The 14978-nt window shown below is 67.8% G+C and carries 15 protein-coding genes and 1 pseudogene; 13 read left to right on the plus strand and 3 right to left on the minus strand.

All coding sequences use genetic code 11. The annotated features are described in order from the left end of the window. Nucleotides 1–107: 107 nt before the first annotated feature. Nucleotides 108–1649: pseudogene (locus tag AC5RUF_RS03200) on the plus strand (AAA family ATPase); the annotation flags it as partial. Here the strand turns inward: AC5RUF_RS03200 and AC5RUF_RS03205 are convergent. After that, nucleotides 1646–2377, minus strand: coding sequence for a glutamine amidotransferase (locus AC5RUF_RS03205; protein WP_494129691.1), 732 nt, complete (start codon nucleotides 2375–2377; stop codon nucleotides 1646–1648). The pseudogene AC5RUF_RS03200 and the gene AC5RUF_RS03205 overlap by 4 nt on opposite strands. Next, nucleotides 2374–3606: an MFS transporter gene (locus AC5RUF_RS03210; RefSeq protein WP_494129692.1), complete on the minus strand. Its 1233-nt coding sequence runs from the start codon at nucleotides 3604–3606 to the stop codon at nucleotides 2374–2376. Before AC5RUF_RS03210 ends, AC5RUF_RS03205 begins: the two co-directional genes overlap by 4 nt. 62 nt (nucleotides 3607–3668) lie before the next feature. On the opposite strand from AC5RUF_RS03210, the gene ftsY reads away from it, so the two are divergent. The 3 genes from ftsY (at nucleotide 3669) to AC5RUF_RS03225 (ending at nucleotide 6719) form a co-directional block, all read left to right on the plus strand. Continuing rightward, nucleotides 3669–4868 (plus strand): signal recognition particle-docking protein FtsY, encoded by a 1200-nt coding sequence (ftsY, locus tag AC5RUF_RS03215; RefSeq protein ID WP_494129693.1) that lies wholly within the window; start codon nucleotides 3669–3671, stop codon nucleotides 4866–4868. A 214-nt stretch (nucleotides 4869–5082) separates the two neighbouring features. After that, nucleotides 5083–6384, plus strand: a complete 1302-nt coding sequence (locus tag AC5RUF_RS03220) for an ammonium transporter (RefSeq protein WP_494129694.1) — start codon at nucleotides 5083–5085, stop codon at nucleotides 6382–6384. Next, nucleotides 6381–6719 (plus strand): P-II family nitrogen regulator, encoded by a 339-nt coding sequence (locus AC5RUF_RS03225; protein WP_227911708.1) that lies wholly within the window; start codon nucleotides 6381–6383, stop codon nucleotides 6717–6719. Before AC5RUF_RS03220 ends, AC5RUF_RS03225 begins: the two co-directional genes overlap by 4 nt. Here AC5RUF_RS03225 and AC5RUF_RS03230 read toward each other — a convergent pair. Next, nucleotides 6661–8136: a glucose-6-phosphate dehydrogenase gene (locus AC5RUF_RS03230; protein ID WP_494129695.1), complete on the minus strand. Its 1476-nt coding sequence runs from the start codon at nucleotides 8134–8136 to the stop codon at nucleotides 6661–6663. The genes AC5RUF_RS03225 and AC5RUF_RS03230 overlap by 59 nt on opposite strands. A gap of 130 nt (nucleotides 8137–8266) precedes the next feature. Here AC5RUF_RS03230 and ffh point away from each other — a divergent pair, with 130 nt between their 5' ends. The 9 genes from ffh (at nucleotide 8267) to trmD (ending at nucleotide 14855) form a co-directional block, all read left to right on the plus strand. Further along, the gene (gene ffh, locus AC5RUF_RS03235) at nucleotides 8267–9850 is read left to right on the plus strand and encodes a signal recognition particle protein (RefSeq protein ID WP_494129696.1); all 1584 of its coding nucleotides are present in this window, start codon (nucleotides 8267–8269) and stop codon (nucleotides 9848–9850) included. A gap of 108 nt (nucleotides 9851–9958) precedes the next feature. After that, on the plus strand, nucleotides 9959–10474 hold the full coding sequence (locus AC5RUF_RS03240; RefSeq protein ID WP_494129697.1) for an NUDIX domain-containing protein: 516 nt from the start codon (nucleotides 9959–9961) through the stop codon (nucleotides 10472–10474). A gap of 13 nt (nucleotides 10475–10487) precedes the next feature. Continuing rightward, complete coding sequence (locus AC5RUF_RS03245) at nucleotides 10488–11018, plus strand: GNAT family N-acetyltransferase (RefSeq protein WP_494129698.1); 531 nt, start codon at nucleotides 10488–10490, stop codon at nucleotides 11016–11018. Continuing rightward, entirely contained in the window at nucleotides 11015–11527 is a 513-nt protein-coding gene (locus tag AC5RUF_RS03250; protein WP_494129699.1) for a GrpB family protein, read from the plus strand. The genes AC5RUF_RS03245 and AC5RUF_RS03250 overlap by 4 nt, the downstream gene beginning before the upstream one ends. A 25-nt stretch (nucleotides 11528–11552) precedes the next feature. Next, a complete protein-coding gene (locus AC5RUF_RS03255) occupies nucleotides 11553–12434 on the plus strand; it encodes a VOC family protein (protein ID WP_494129700.1) in 882 nt (293 codons plus the stop codon). Between the two features lie 207 nt (nucleotides 12435–12641). Then, nucleotides 12642–13049, plus strand: a complete 408-nt coding sequence (gene rpsP, locus AC5RUF_RS03260; RefSeq protein WP_493997220.1) for a 30S ribosomal protein S16 — start codon at nucleotides 12642–12644, stop codon at nucleotides 13047–13049. A gap of 1 nt (nucleotide 13050) precedes the next feature. Further along, complete coding sequence (locus tag AC5RUF_RS03265) at nucleotides 13051–13293, plus strand: RNA-binding protein (protein ID WP_146364407.1); 243 nt, start codon at nucleotides 13051–13053, stop codon at nucleotides 13291–13293. 191 nt (nucleotides 13294–13484) lie between these two features. After that, nucleotides 13485–14045: a ribosome maturation factor RimM gene (rimM, locus tag AC5RUF_RS03270; RefSeq protein WP_494129701.1), complete on the plus strand. Its 561-nt coding sequence runs from the start codon at nucleotides 13485–13487 to the stop codon at nucleotides 14043–14045. Next, the gene (gene trmD / locus AC5RUF_RS03275) at nucleotides 14046–14855 is read left to right on the plus strand and encodes a tRNA (guanosine(37)-N1)-methyltransferase TrmD (protein WP_493997222.1); all 810 of its coding nucleotides are present in this window, start codon (nucleotides 14046–14048) and stop codon (nucleotides 14853–14855) included. Nucleotides 14856–14978: the final 123 nt, after the last annotated feature.

A 14978-nucleotide genomic window follows, 5' to 3' on the forward strand; every position in this document is an offset into this window, starting at 1 on the left:
AAACCGGGGGGGGGGGATAAAAAAAATTTAACCCCTTTACGGGGGGGGGGGGGGGGGGGGGGGCGGGGGGGGGGGGGGGGGGGGGGGCGGGGCGGGGGGGGGGGGGCGCCGCCCCCCGCGCCGATGCCGCCCTGGCGGCGCTGAACGAATCCGATGCCCGGTTGGCCGCCACGGCCGAACAGCTGGGCACACTGGGGTCGGCCGTGCGTGCCGCCGCCGGAGAAGCCGAACGGCTCGCCGGACTGATGGCTGCCGCCGAAGCAAACGTTGCCGCGGAAGAGGAAAACCTGGCCGCGGCAGCCGGGCGGCTGGAAGCGGCCGCCGAGGCCCCGGACGCAGATACCGAACCGGATTCCGGGCACCGGGACGCCCTGGCACTGGCCGCAGCAGCGGCGCGCCGGGCGGAAATGGACGCACGGCTGGGCCTGCGCTCAGCCGAAGAACAGCTCAAGGCCGTGGCCGGACGCGCCGAAACGCTCGAGCGCTCCGCCGTTGCCGAGCGGCGCGCCCGCGAAGCCGCCGCCGAGCGGGCCCGGCGCCGGGCGGTGCAGCGGGACCGTGCCGCCGCCGTCGCAGCGGCCGCGGACACCGTGCTGGCCCATCTGCAGGTGTCCCTGGCGCAGGCCGCCGCGGAACGGGACCGGGCCGAGGAAACCCGGACAGCCCGGGAAACCGAACTTGCGGCCGTGCGTGCCGCCAATAATGAGGCGGCCGCGGAACTGGCCCGGCTTACCGACTCGGTGCACCGCGATGAGCTGGCCCGGGCGCAGCAGCGCCTGCGGATCGAGGCCCTGGAAGCCAAGGCGCTCGAGGAACTCGGCATGACGGCGGAGCACCTGGTGGCCAACTTCGGCCCGGACCAGCCGGTGCCCGTGCCGGCGGAGGCACCGGAAGGTGCTGACAAGTGGGCGGCACTGCATACCCCGGTGGACGAGGACGGCAACCCGCTGATGGACGGCATCCCGTATGTCCGGGCCGAACAGGAAAAACGCCTGAAGCGTGCCGAACGGGACCTGGCGGCGCTGGGCAGGGTCAACCCGCTGGCGCTGGAGGAATTCGCCGCGCTGGAGGAACGCCACCGGTTCCTGTCCACCCAGCTGGAGGACCTCAAAGCCACCCGCAAGGACCTGCTGGACATCATCGCCGACGTCGACCGGCGGGTGGAGGAAGTGTTCACCGCCGCCTACCGGGATACCGCCGAGCAGTTCACGCACGTCTTCGGGCGGCTGTTCCCGGGCGGGGAGGGCCGGCTGGTGCTCACCGAACCGGACAACATGCTGACCACCGGCATCGAGGTCCATGCCCGGCCGGCCGGCAAGAAGATCAAGCGGCTGTCCCTGCTCTCCGGCGGGGAACGGTCGCTGACCGCCGTTGCCCTGCTGGTGGCCATTTTCAAGGCCCGGCCTTCACCGTTCTACGTGATGGACGAGGTGGAGGCGGCCCTGGATGATACGAACTTGGGCCGGCTGATCACCATCTTCGAGGAACTGCGCGAGTCCAGCCAGCTGATTGTGATCACGCACCAGAAGCGGACGATGGAAGTGGCCGACGCCCTCTACGGGGTCACCATGCGCGGCGACGGCGTGTCCACGGTGATCAGCCAGCGCATAGACCGCGGGACGCCCGGGCAGGACGGGGATAACAGCTAGCGCGCGTACCGGGCGGTGAAGTTCGCCAGGATCTGCGGCGGGATGTGCACGGCGGAGCCACGGACGGCGTCCATGACTGTCTCGGCCTCCTCCGGCGGGAAATAGCCCGCGTTCCGGTACACCGAGATCCGCGTCAGCAGCCCGGCCACGTCCAGTTCCGGATGGAACTGCGTGGCGTACAGGTTGGTCCTGACCCGGAACATCTGCACCGGGCAGGTCGCCGAGCCGGCCAGGTTCACGGCGTGCGGGGGCAGCTGCGCCACGGCTTCCTTATGGCCCACATAGGCGGCAAAGCTTTCCGGGATGCCCTCCAGCAGGGGGTCCCTGCGGCCCTCGGCGGTAAGGGTGATCTCCACCGGGCCCACCGGTTCGCCGAAGCCGCGGTCCACCACCGCGCCCTGGTGCCGCCCCAGCGTGCCCACCCCGTAACAGGCGCCGAGGAACGGGAAGTCGCGGGCAACGACGTCGTCCAGCAGCTTGGCCATCTCCGCCTCCACCCGCAGCTGCACCGCGGACTTGGAATCCTCCGGGTCGCTGGAGTTGAACGGCCCGCCGCCCACGATCACGCCGCTGTAGTCCGCCAGGTCCACCGGCGGCAGGGGAGCGGACTCGAGCCGGACACGGTGCAGCTGGTCTTCGCCGAGTCCGCCGAAGCGGAGGAAAGAGGCGTATTCCTCGTCAGCGGCGTCGTCTTCGGCGCGGGTTGCCAGGAGCAGGAAAGGCTTCATTCCTCGATGGTAGTGCTGGCCGGGGCGGCTTTCCGGGCAGGCAGGGTTTCCCGCGCGGCCAGCCAGGCCACGAAGGCCAGCGCCACAATGCCGCCGGTGATGGCAAAGGCCCAGGAGTAACCGAGCCGGTCCGCCAGCACACCCGCGAGGACCGGGCCGGCGATGGCGCCGGTGTCGCTGGCCATCTGGAAGGTGGCCAGGACCTTGCCGCCGCTGCGCCCGTTGCCGATGATGTCGCCCACGGCCGCCTGCTGCGACGGATTGAGCAGGCCGGTGCCCATGCCGGCTATGGCGGAGATGATCAGGAATTCCGGGACGCTGGAACTGAAGCCGATCAGTGCGGTGGCCACGGCGTTGACGGCCAGGCCCAGCAGGATCATCGGCCGGCGTCCCCAGGTGTCCGCCAGCCGGCCGGAGAAGGTCAGGACGACGGCGGTGCCCGCGGCGAACGCGGTCAGGGAGATACCCGCCACCTCGGGGCCGGCGGCGAGGGCAGCGGCGGCGAAAAGGGGCACCAGCGCATTGCGGACGCCGAAGGATGACCAGCCGTTGGCAAAGGAGGAAGCCAATGCGCCGCGGTACGCGGAATCACGCAGTGCCTCCCGCACGGTCAGCACCGGCAGCTGGGGTGCGGCTGTGCTCTCCGCGCTTCCGCGGGCCGGCCGGGCGTCCTTGAGGCGCAGGAAAACCACGCCGGCGGCAAGGACCAGGGCGGCGGCGTAGACCAGGAACGGAATCCGCAGGCCGAACCCGGCCAGCAGGCCGCCGAGCAGGGGGCCGCCGATGTTGCCCAGCAGGAAGGAGGAGGCATAGGCGCTGGAGACCCGGCCGCGCACCTCCGGCGGCGCCAGCCGGATGATCAGGGCCATGGCGGAGATGGTGAACATGGTGGACCCGATGCCGCCCAGGCCGCGGAAGACCAGCAGCTGCCAGTACGACTGCGCAAACGCGCACGCGGCCGTGGACAGGGCCACAATCAGCAGCCCGGCGATGTACACCGGGCGCTCGCCGAGTTTCTCCAGCAGCACGCCGCCGGCCGGGGCAAACACCAGGCGGGTGAAGGCGAAGGCGCTGACGATCACGGAGGAAGCCGTGACGCCCACGTCGAAACTCTGGGCAAACTGCGGAAGGACGGGGGCCACCAGGCCAAAGCCCAAGGCAATGACGAAGGCAGCGGCGATCAGGACTTTTATTTCCTGCGGAATAGGGATTCGGGGAGAGCGCACCATGATAAGGCGATTCTCTCAGATTCCCGGGGAGCCGAAGAGCCGTCTGTGAGAAGCTTGGAAGCGTGAATGAGACCCTTTCGATAGTGATCTACGTCCTTGTCGCCTTGGCTGTGGTCGGCTCTGTCGCGGCGCTGCTGGTCCGGACCCGGCGCACGCCCAAGAGCATGTACCCCACCCGGCGCGATGCCAATGACCCGGTCACCGGATCCGGTACCGGCACCGACACCCTTGAGGCCCCGCCGGAGGAGGGAACCGTCGTCGTTCCCGACGACGCGCGGGACCTGGCGGAGGCTCCGGAGGCCCCGGCCGCTCCCGAAGCGCCGGCCGTCGAGACACCGGAACCGGTCCAGGGCCGGCTGGCCAGGCTCCGCGCCCGGCTCGCCAAATCCAACAACGCGCTGGGCAAGGCGCTGCTGGCGCTGCTCTCCAGCGACCGTATTGATGAAGATGTCTGGGACGAGATCGAGGAAACCCTCCTTCTCGCGGACCTGGGCACCGAACCCACCATGGAACTGGTGGATGCCCTGCGCCAGCGGGTGAAGATTTCCGGCAGCCAGGATCCCCAGGAAGTCCACGCGATGCTCCGCGAGGAACTGGTCAAGCTGGTTGACCCGACCATGGACCGCTCGCTGGCTGTCACCCGGCACGCGGACACTCCTGCCGTGGTGATGGTGGTGGGCGTTAACGGCGTCGGCAAGACCACCACGGTGGGCAAGCTGGCCCGCGTCCTGGTGGCCGAGGACAAGGATGTGGTGCTGGGCGCCGCAGACACCTTCCGTGCCGCCGCGGCCGAACAGCTGGCCACCTGGGGCCAGCGCGTGGGCGTGCCCACCGTCCGCTCCGAGATTGACGGCGCCGATCCGGCGTCCGTGGCCTTCGAAGCGGTCAAGGCCGGAATCGACGGCGAAGCGGACGTGGTCCTGATTGACACCGCCGGCCGCCTGCAGAACAAGGTGGGCCTGATGGACGAGCTGGGCAAGGTCAAGCGCGTCATCGAAAAGCAGGCGGCAGTGGACGAAGTCCTGCTGGTCCTGGACGCAACCACCGGCCAGAACGGACTGACCCAGGCCAAGGTCTTTGCCGACGTGGTCAACATTTCCGGCATTGTCCTGACCAAGCTGGACGGCACCGCCAAGGGCGGCATCGTGGTGGCCATCCAGCGCACCCTGGGCGTACCGGTCAAGCTGGTGGGACTGGGCGAAGGCGCGGATGACCTCGCCCCCTTCGACGCCGAGGGCTTTGTTGACGCCCTGCTGGGCTAGGCACCGCCAAAACCTGGCGAAAGGCCCCGTTTTCCGCAAGGAAAACGGGGCCTTTCCGTATTTGGAAACGTATCGGAAACGCGCCCGACACCGCCCTTTTACCGGATCCGCCCATCTGTAACCTCCCGGCAACACCAACAGGTGCACCCGGAAATCTGGCACCGGCAGAGTTTCTGATGCGGGAGATGCCCGCCAACTGTGAAGGGACGTGAAGATGGATCTGTCAGCAGGTCACGTCTGGGTAATGATTTCGGCAGCCCTGGTGCTGCTTATGACACCGGGCGTGGCATTTTTCTACGGCGGCATGACCCGCGCCAAGGCCGCACTGAACATGATGATGATGAGCTTTGTCTCCATCGGGCTGATCGGTGTGGTCTGGGTTCTCTGGGGCTTCTCCATGACCGGCGGGGACGGCATCGCCGGCCTGTTCGGCAACCCCTTCACCTCCTTCGGCCTCGAAGACATCCTGGGCACTGAGGACCTGATCAGCGCCGGATACGGGGCAACGTTCGCCATCATCACCGTGGCACTGATCAGCGGCGCCATCGCCGACCGCACCAAGTTCGGCGCCTGGGCCGTTTTTGTCCCGGTCTGGGTCACCCTGGTCTACTGCCCGCTGGCCTTTATGGTCTGGGGCGGCGGACTGCTCAGCGCCGACGGCGCCGTGGGCTCCGTGGTGGGCGAGGCCATCGACTTCGCCGGCGGTACGGTGGTGCACATCAACGCCGGTGTGGCCGGCCTGGTCCTGGCCCTGATCATCGGCAAGCGCAAGGGCTTCGGCAAGGACCCGAGCCAGCGCCCGCACAACATCCCCTTCGTGATGCTCGGTGCCACCCTGCTTTGGTTCGGCTGGTTCGGATTCAACGGCGGCGCCGCAGGAACGGCCGAAGAGGCCGGCCTGATCTGGATCAACACCCTCGCCGCTCCGGCAGCCGCCATGCTCGGCTGGCTGCTGACCGAACGCATCCGCGACGGACGGGCCACCTCGCTGGGTGCCGCCTCCGGCGTCGTTGCCGGCCTGGTGGCCATCACCCCGGCCTGCGCCAACGTCAGCCCGCTGGCCGCCGTGGCCCTGGGCCTGGTCTCCGGCGTGCTGTCCGCCCTGGCCATCGGGCTGAAGTACCGGTTCGGCTATGACGACTCGCTCGACGTCGTCGGGGTCCACCTGGTGGCCGGACTCGTGGGCACCCTTGCCCTGGGCTTCATCGCCCTGCCCGTGGACGGGGAAGGCGGCGGCGGCCTGTTCTACGGCGGCGGCTTCAGCCAGCTCGGCGCACAGCTTTCCGCGGCCTTGATCGCGATTGTCTTCTCGGCCGTGCTGACCCTGGTCATCGGCCTGGCCATCCACAAGACCATGGGCTTCCGAATCTCCGAAGAGGACGAGGTCAACGGCGTGGACCTGAGCGAACATGCCGAAACTGCCTACGAATTCGGCGGGCTCGGCACCGGCGGCTCCTTCACGCCCTTCCCGGACGCTGCCCGCACCACTACCACCAAGGAGACGGTCAACTCATGAAACTCGTAACCGCCATTGTCCGGCCCGAGAAGCTCGACGCCGTCCGCGGCAGCCTGGAAAGCTACGGGGTGCAGGGGCTGACCGTGAGCTCCGCCAACGGCTACGGCCGCCAGCGCGGACACACCGAGGTTTACCGGGGCGCCGAATACACCGTGGACCTGCTGCCGAAGGTCCGGGTGGAGGTGCTGGTGGCCAACGAATGGGTCAACGACATTGTGGATGTGCTGGTGTCCACCGCCAACACCGGACGCGCCGGAGACGGGAAGGTCTGGGTGGTCAACGTGGAGGAGGCCCTGCGGGTCCGCACCGGCGAACGCGGAGACAGCGCCCTCTAGCTGCCCGGTGACTGGCAGAACCGTCCTCCGCCCGGCTGGTATCCCAGCCGGGCGGTCCCTGTGTTCCGGCCCGGTAGGTTTCCAGCGGCACGTCGCCGTCCGCCCAGGCCTGCAGCACGGGATCCACAATCCGCCAGCATTCGGCGGCGATGTCCGCGCGGACCGACAGCAGCGGGTCGCCGTCGAGTACGGACTCGATCACCTCGCCGTAGGGGGTCAGGCGGGACGCGTGGGCCGGTCCCTTCAGGCCGGTGCGCTCCAGCCGGAACACGCTCTGCGGTCCGTTGATGTTCAGCTCGAGTTCGATTTCCGCCGGGCTGAAGGAGATCCGCAACCGGGACGGCAGGTCGGTGACGCCGGTAAAGCCTTCCGGCAGGTGGCTGACCGGCCGGAAGGTGACCAGCACTTCCTTGCGTGAACGGCCCATGGCCTTGCCGGAGCGGAGGATGAACGGGACGCCGGCCCAGCGGGAATTGTTGATCCGGACCTCAACCTCGGCCAGTGTTTCGGTGTTGCGGGAGGGATCGACCCCGGGGGAGTCCACGTAGGACTCCATGTCCTGCCCGCCCACCTCGCCGGCGGTGTACCGGGCCCGCCGGCTGGCGGCCGGGGAGGCGGCAGCCGCCCGCAGGGTGGCGGCCAACAGGTCGCGCAGGTCGCGCTCGCCGAGGGCGGCCGGTGCTCCGATGGCCATAAAGGCCATGACATGCAGCAGGTGGCTCTGGATCATGTCCTTCAACGCCCCGGCCGCGTCGTAGTAGGAGGCCCTGCCTTCCAGGCCCAGCTGCTCGTCGAAGACAATCTCCATCTTCTCGATGTGCAGGTTGTTCCACACCGGTTCCAGCAGCCGGTTACTGAAGCGCAGGCCCAGGATGTCCATCACCGTGGTCATACCCAGGAAATGGTCCACCCGGAACACATTGGGTTCGGGGACCAGCCGGGCCAGGACTTCGTTGAGTTCGACGGCGGAGGCCTGGTCGCTGCCGAAGGGCTTCTCCAGCACCAGGCGGGTGTCCGGCGGCAGGTCATCCGGCTGCAGCTTCCGCACGGTCCGGGCCGCTACTTCCGGCGGCAGCGCAAAGTAAAGGGCCACGGGCGGTTCAAGGTCCCGCAGCCGGTCCGCCAGGTCGCCGGGCTCGGACAGGTCCAGGCGGAGGAACCGGCTGTCTTCCACGGTTCGGGTCAACCGCTCCCTGCCCTGCTCATCGGCCTCCTCGAAGGCGTCGGCAAAGCTGGACCGCATCCGGTCCTGCCACTGTTCGCGGGTCCAGTCCCGGGACCCTGAACCGATCACGGTGAGTGCCGGAGCGCGTCCGCGGCTGACCACCCGGGCGAGCCCGGGCAGGAGCAGGCGGCCGGAAAGGTCTCCGGTGCCGCCAAGGATCAACAGGGTCCGCACACGCTGGGGATCGGCCATGGATACAGCGTCCCACCGACGCATCCGGGCAGGTAGGGCACGGTAGGCAATTTGCATGGCAGGCTTGGTACCCTTAACAGCTGGGCCTGGGAATCAAGGCGAAGAAACTGACGAAAGAAGTGCGCGGCACGTGTTCAATTCACTGTCTGACCGGTTGACTTCAACCTTCAAGAACCTGCGCGGCAAGGGCCGGCTCACCGAGGCCGACGTCGACGCCACCGTACGCGAGATCCGCCGCGCCCTGCTGGATGCCGACGTCGCGGTTCCGGTGGTTCGTGCTTTCACGGCCACCGTCAAGGAGCGCGCCCTCGGCTCGGAAGTCTCCCAGGCACTGAACCCCGGCCAGCAGGTCGTCAAGATTGTCAACGAGGAACTCAAGTCGATCCTCGGCGGCGAGACCCGCCGGCTGCGCCTGGCCAAGAACCCGCCCACGGTCATCATGCTTGCCGGCCTGCAGGGTGCCGGTAAAACCACCCTTGCCGGCAAGCTCTCCAAGCACCTGAAGTCCCAGGGCCACAGCCCGCTGCTGGTCGCCGCCGACCTCCAGCGCCCCAACGCCGTCCGCCAGCTGCAGGTCAACGGCGAACGCGCCGGCGTGCCGGTCTACGCACCGCATCCCGGCGTGTCCTCCGAGTTCGAGGCAGCCACCGGCGATCCGGTGGCCGTCGCCCGGCAGGGTGTCGAGGAAGCCCGCACCAAGCTGCACGACGTCGTGATCGTGGACACCGCCGGCCGCCTGGGTGTGGACGCCGAACTGATGCAGCAGGCCGCGGACATCCGCGCCGCCATTAGCCCGGACGAAGTCCTGTTCGTCATCGACGCCATGATCGGCCAGGACGCCGTGAACACGGCGCAGGCCTTCAACGAGGGCGTGAACTTCACGGGCGTGGTCCTGACCAAGCTCGACGGCGACGCCCGCGGCGGTGCCGCCCTCTCCGTGGCGTCCGTGACCGGCAAGCCGATCATGTTTGCCTCCACCGGCGAGGCCCTGACGGACTTCGAGGTCTTCCACCCGGACCGTATGGCCAGCCGCATCCTGGACCTCGGCGATGTGCTCACCCTGATCGAGCAGGCAGAGCAGAGCTGGGACAAGGATGAAGCCAACCGGATGGCGAAGAAGTTCGCCGACCAGGAAGACTTCACCCTCGACGACTTCCTCGCCCAGATGCAGCAGATCCGCAAGATGGGCTCCATGAAGAAGATGCTCATGATGATGCCCGGCGCTGCCGGCATGCGTGAGCAGCTGGAAAACTTCGACGAACGCGAAATCGACCGGGTCGAGGCCATCGTCCGCTCCATGACCCCGCACGAGCGGGTTGCCCCAAAGATCATCAACGGCTCCCGCCGCGCCCGCATCGCCCGTGGCTCCGGCGTGCACGTCTCCGAGGTCAACGGACTGCTGGAACGCTTCGTCCAGGCCCAGAAGATGATGAAGAAGATGGCCCAGGGCGGGGGCATCCCGGGGATGCCCGGCATGGCCGGACCCGGCGGTTTCGGCGGTGCCCGCAAGAAGCAGCAGGCGGCGAAGGGCAAAAAGAAGGCCAAGTCGGGCAACCCGGCCAAAGCCGCGCAGGAACGCGCCGAGGCGGAGGCCCGGCGTGCCGGTGCCCGCAAGGCAATTCCCACCGGCAGCGCCTTCGGCGGCCAGGACGGGGACTTCGATCCCTCGTCCCTGAACCTGCCCAAGGGTTTCGACAAGTTCCTGGGTAAGTAGGCCTGCCACTACTTAGCACAACGCCGGACCATGGTCCGGCGTTGTGTGTTTAATGGCCTTGCCACGCAGCGCAGTCGCGGAAACGGGGAGCACCAGGAGGGAGCCGGCATGACGGCACAAGGTCTGAACGGTTTCTACGGGGCGGTTTTCCGGCGCAGCATCACGGTGCGGGTCCTGGTCCGCACGGAAGACGGACGCGTTCTGCTGGTGCGCAACGGCAACTCCTGGGAGCTGCCCGGCGGTGTGGTGAAGGGCGGCGAAGATCCACGCTCCGCCGCCCGCCGCACGGCCCGCGCCACCCTGGACCCGGAGTCCGAGATCGGCCGGCTCCTGGTAGTCGACTACCTGCAGGGCAAGGGACAGCAGGACTCCATTGCGTTTGTGTACGACGGCGGGATGCTGTCCACCTCTGTCAGCGCTTTCACCGGTGCCGGCGGACACCGTGAAGCACGCTTTGTGCCCCTGTCGGAATGGGACGGGGGTCCGGCCGTTGATGCCTTGGAGCTGGGCGCCGTCATCGAGCTCGTGAACGGACACGCTGCCTCCGAGGGGCCGGTCCCCGCGCCGGCGCCCCGCAGGATGATGCCGCCGCTGGAGGGCTTCGCCGGAATCCTTGGACACTAGGAGCGCCTGACCGATGAAACCAGCCACGCCCATCCATCAAGCGGACCCGGAAGACCTGGCCTTCCTGCCTGCACTGGAAGCGGCCTCCGACACCCTGCTGGACGCGGTCCTGCCGGCGGGCTCCGGGCAGCTGCCGCCCGCAGCAACAGTGCCCGAGCTGGCTGCTGCCCGCCATATCCTGGTGGCCGGGCGGCCCCCGGCCGGCTTCGCCCGGCTGGAGGAGATTGACGGGCATGCCCACCTGGAGCAGCTGTCCGTGCATCCCGATGCCGCAGGCGCCGGCCTGGGCCGGGCACTGGTGCAGGCCGCGCTGGACTGGGCACGGGAGCAGGGCTATGCCGCCATGACGCTCAGCACCTTCGCCGATGTGCCCTTCAACGCCCCGTTCTACGCCGGGTGCGGCTTCGAAGTCGTCCGGCACCCCGAGGGCGGGCTGGCCGGTGTGCGGCAACACGAAACCGCCCTTGGCCTGGATGCGCTCGGTAAACGCGTGGCGATGCGCGCGCGGCTCCCGCGCCTGTCCGATGGCATGATGCATGCATGAGCGAGAAGCAACCCGTGGTCCTGGTTGCCAGCAGGCACGCAGAATGGGCCACCATGGCAGCAGCGATGGCCGCGCGTATCCGCGGTCAGGTCCCGGACGCCCGGGTGGAGCACATCGGGTCCACCTCGGTGCCGGACCTCCCGGCCAAGGACGTGGTGGACCTGCTTGTGGGAGTGGCAGGCGAGCGGACCCTGCAGGTGGCGGAGGATCTGGCAGCTGTCGGTTTCGACCTTGAAGGCAGTCTTCCCGGGCACAGCTGGCTGAGCTGTCCCTCCCGTTCGGCACGGACCTATGTGGTGCACGTGGTCGAAACCGGCGGGACGGCGTGGCAGCGGCGCCTTGCCTTCCGGGACCTGCTCCGCCGGGACCCGGCTGCCCGGGCCCGGTATCTGGCAGCCAAACGCGCTGCGGCCGAAGGGTCAGTCGGCTGGGACGACTATACACAGGCGAAGACCCCGGTGGTCCGGGAACTGCTGGCAGGGCCAGCGAAACGCCCGACTGGTAAATAGATGAAGGTTCAAGTAAACTCATTACATGAACCTTCAAGTAAACGATCTGCTGCCCGCCGACCTGTCCATGGGTACGGTGATGCTCAAGGTGGGCGACCTCGCGGCAGTCTCCGCCTATTACCGCGGCGCCCTGGGTCTGGACGTCGTTGCCGAGGCGGACGGCGGGGTGTTCCTGGGCCGCGGCACGGTGCCGCTGGTGCATCTGGCCCCGGCTCCGGGATTGCAGGTTGCCGCACGGGGAGAGGCGGGGCTGTTCCATACCGCCATCCTGTTCGACGACCAGGCGTCGCTGGCCGCAACGGTTGCCTCCGCTGCCCGGTATGACCCTGCGGCGTTCGTCGGATCCGCAGACCACCTGGTCAGCGAGGCCTTCTACTTCACCGACCCCGAGGGCAACGGCATCGAGCTGTACTACGACAAGCCCCGCGGGGACTGGGAATGGAACAACACCGCCTCCGGCCGCGAGGTGAAGATGGCATCCCTGACCCTGTCCCCGCAGACCTACCTCCGGGACCACCTGACCGAAGCGGCCCTGGACGGATTGGCCGGGGCCGGAGCCGGCGTCGGGCACGTCCACCTGCAAGTGGGGGATACGGCGACGGCCGAGGCGTTCTATGTGGACACCCTGGGCTTTGAGCGGACCGCCGGATTCCACGGCCAGGCCCTGTTTGTCTCCGCCGGCGGGTATCACCACCACATGGCGATGAATGTCTGGAACAGCCGGGGTGCCGGTCCGCGCCGGGACACGCTCGGGCTGGGGGAGGTGCTGATCGGAGTGTCATCGGACGACGACGTCGCCGGGCTGGCGGACCGACTCCGGGTAGCCGGAATCGACAGTTTCCACACCGGTGCGGAACTGGTGTTCGAAGACCCGTGGCGCAACCGCCTGCGGGTAGCCGTCCGCTGATCCGCTGCCCGTCCGGATACCTGCAAGTGCCGGCGGGGCGGCAAGTCGCAAAAGGCGGAGTCATCTGGCACAATGGTCAGGTACTCGATCTGCGCGGCCCCTCTCTCCGTGCATGTATCTTGTCCTTTTGAACCCCAACGTTATGGCCCGCCCCACGGGAGCAGAAGTACGGGTTCGCCCCATTTCAGATCAGGAGTGACCACAAAAGTGGCCGTAAAGATTCGCCTTAAGCGCCTCGGCAAGAAGTTCTCAGCACACTACCGCGTTGTTGTCATGGATTCCCGTGCCAAGCGCGATGGCCGTGCCATCGAGGAAATCGGACTGTACCGTCCGACCGAAGAGCCGTCGTACATCGACATCAAGTCCGACCGTGCCCAGTACTGGCTCGGCGTCGGCGCCCAGCCCACCGAGCAGGTCGCAGCACTGCTGAAGATCACCGGTGACTGGCAGAAGTTCAAGAACATCGAGGGCCAGGAAGGTACCCTGCGTACCAAGGCCCCGAAGGAGCCCTTCGTGGCTCCCGAAAAGAAGTCCGTGATTGTCCCCGAGGCAATCACCCCCAAGGCCAAGAAGGAGGAAGCTCCCGAGGCTTCCGCCGAGGCTGAGGCTGAGTAACTTGCTCGCTGAAGCGCTGGAGCACCTCGTGCGCGGAATCGTTGACAGTCCCGAGGACGTCAAGGTTTCCGCCAAGAGCAACCGCCGGGGGGAAACCCTCGAGGTTCGGGTTCACCAGGACGATCTGGGCCGCGTCATCGGCCGGCAGGGACGGACCGCCCGTGCATTGCGCACGGTCATCGCCGCCCTTGCCAACGGTGAGCAGGTCCGGGTGGACGTAGTGGACACGGACCGGCGCCGCTGAGCTGATCGATTGATCACCGGCGGTGTTGCGGAAGCGGACAGTTCTTCCTTGCAGTACCAGAAGTAAGCGCAGTAGCAGCAGTACACAGGATCCGGCCCCGACACCAGATAATGGTGCAGGGGCCGGATTTTTTGTGAGGCGGGCCTCCGGTCCGCGCACCCCAGGCAACAATCGGCGACAGAGGAGATTCCATGCAGTTACAGGTGGCACGTATCGGCAAGCCGCACGGCATCCGCGGCGAGGTGACCGTCCAGGTCCTGACCGACGCGCCCGGCGACCGCTTTGTGCCCGGCACCGAACTCACCGTGGAGCCGGCCTCGAAGGGTCCGCTGACGGTGCTCAGTGCCCGCTGGAACAAGGACATCCTGCTGCTCGGTTTCGAAGAGATCGCCGACCGCAACGGTGCCGAGGAGCTGCGCGGCGCCAAGCTGTTCATCGACACCGAGACGGTGGACGAGGACGACGACGATGAAGGCTGGTACGAGCACGAACTGGTCGGCCTGCAGGCCCGGGTGGGTGACGACGTCGTTGGCACGGTCAGCGCGCTGCGCACCCTGACCGTCCAGGATCTGCTGGTGGTCGAGGACGCCAAGGGCGGGGAAATCCTCGTGCCGTTCGTCGAGGCGATTGTCCCCGAAGTGAACATCGACGGCGGCTACGTGCTGCTGACCCCGCCGGAGGGGCTGTTCGAGCTGAACAGGCCGGACGAAAAGAAAACCGACGCGGGAGACACGAAGGAAGCCGGACAGTAAGTGCGTATCGACGTCGTCAGCATTTTTCCCGAATACCTCGCCGCATTGGAGTTGTCCCTCATCGGCAAGGCCCGGGCCGAAGGCCTGCTGGAGCTTGCCGTCCACGACCTGCGGGACTTCACCACGGACCGGCACCGGACCGTGGATGACACCCCGTACGGCGGCGGCGCCGGCATGGTGATGAAGCCCGAACCCTGGGCGCAGGCGCTGGAATCGGTGGCCGGCGACACTGCCACCGGGGACAGTGTCGCCGGGGACAGCGCAGGCCGGCCCGTGCTGATTGTTCCATCGCCGGCAGGTGCGGTCTTCACGCAGGCCATGGCCTATGAACTGGCCGAGGAAAAGCACCTGGTCTTTGCCTGCGGGCGCTACGAAGGTATTGACGAACGCGTGCTGGAATGGGCGGGGGAACGGTTCGATGTCCGGCCCGTCAGCCTGGGCGACTATGTGCTCAACGGCGGGGAAGTGGCCGTGCTGGCCATGGTGGAGGCCGTGGGCCGCCTGGTGCCCGGCGTGGTGGGCAACCCCGAGTCCCTGGTGGAGGAATCGCACTCCGACGGCCTGTTGGAATACCCGGTCTACACCAAGCCCTCCGCCTGGCGGGAACGGCCGGTGCCCGAGGTGCTGCTCAGCGGCAACCACGGCAGGATCGCCCGGTTCCGCCGGGACGAGCAGCTGCGCCGCACGGCCGCCCGCCGTCCGGACCTCATCGAGAAGTTCGACGCCGCGTCGCTGGATAAGGCGGACCTGGCCACCCTGGCCGCACTGGGATACGAGGTGCGCGACGGCAGGATCCGTCCGCCCGCCTGATACCTCCCGGCCGGGGCACCGGCTGATTGGTGCCCCGGGGGAGGATATGGCAAAATAAAGCATTGTGTCATCTGGGTCCGTACCTGCCACAGGGGGAACGCGGCCAACAGCAAGGCACACCGG

It is taken from the genome of Arthrobacter sp. Y3224198 (assembly GCF_059090025.1).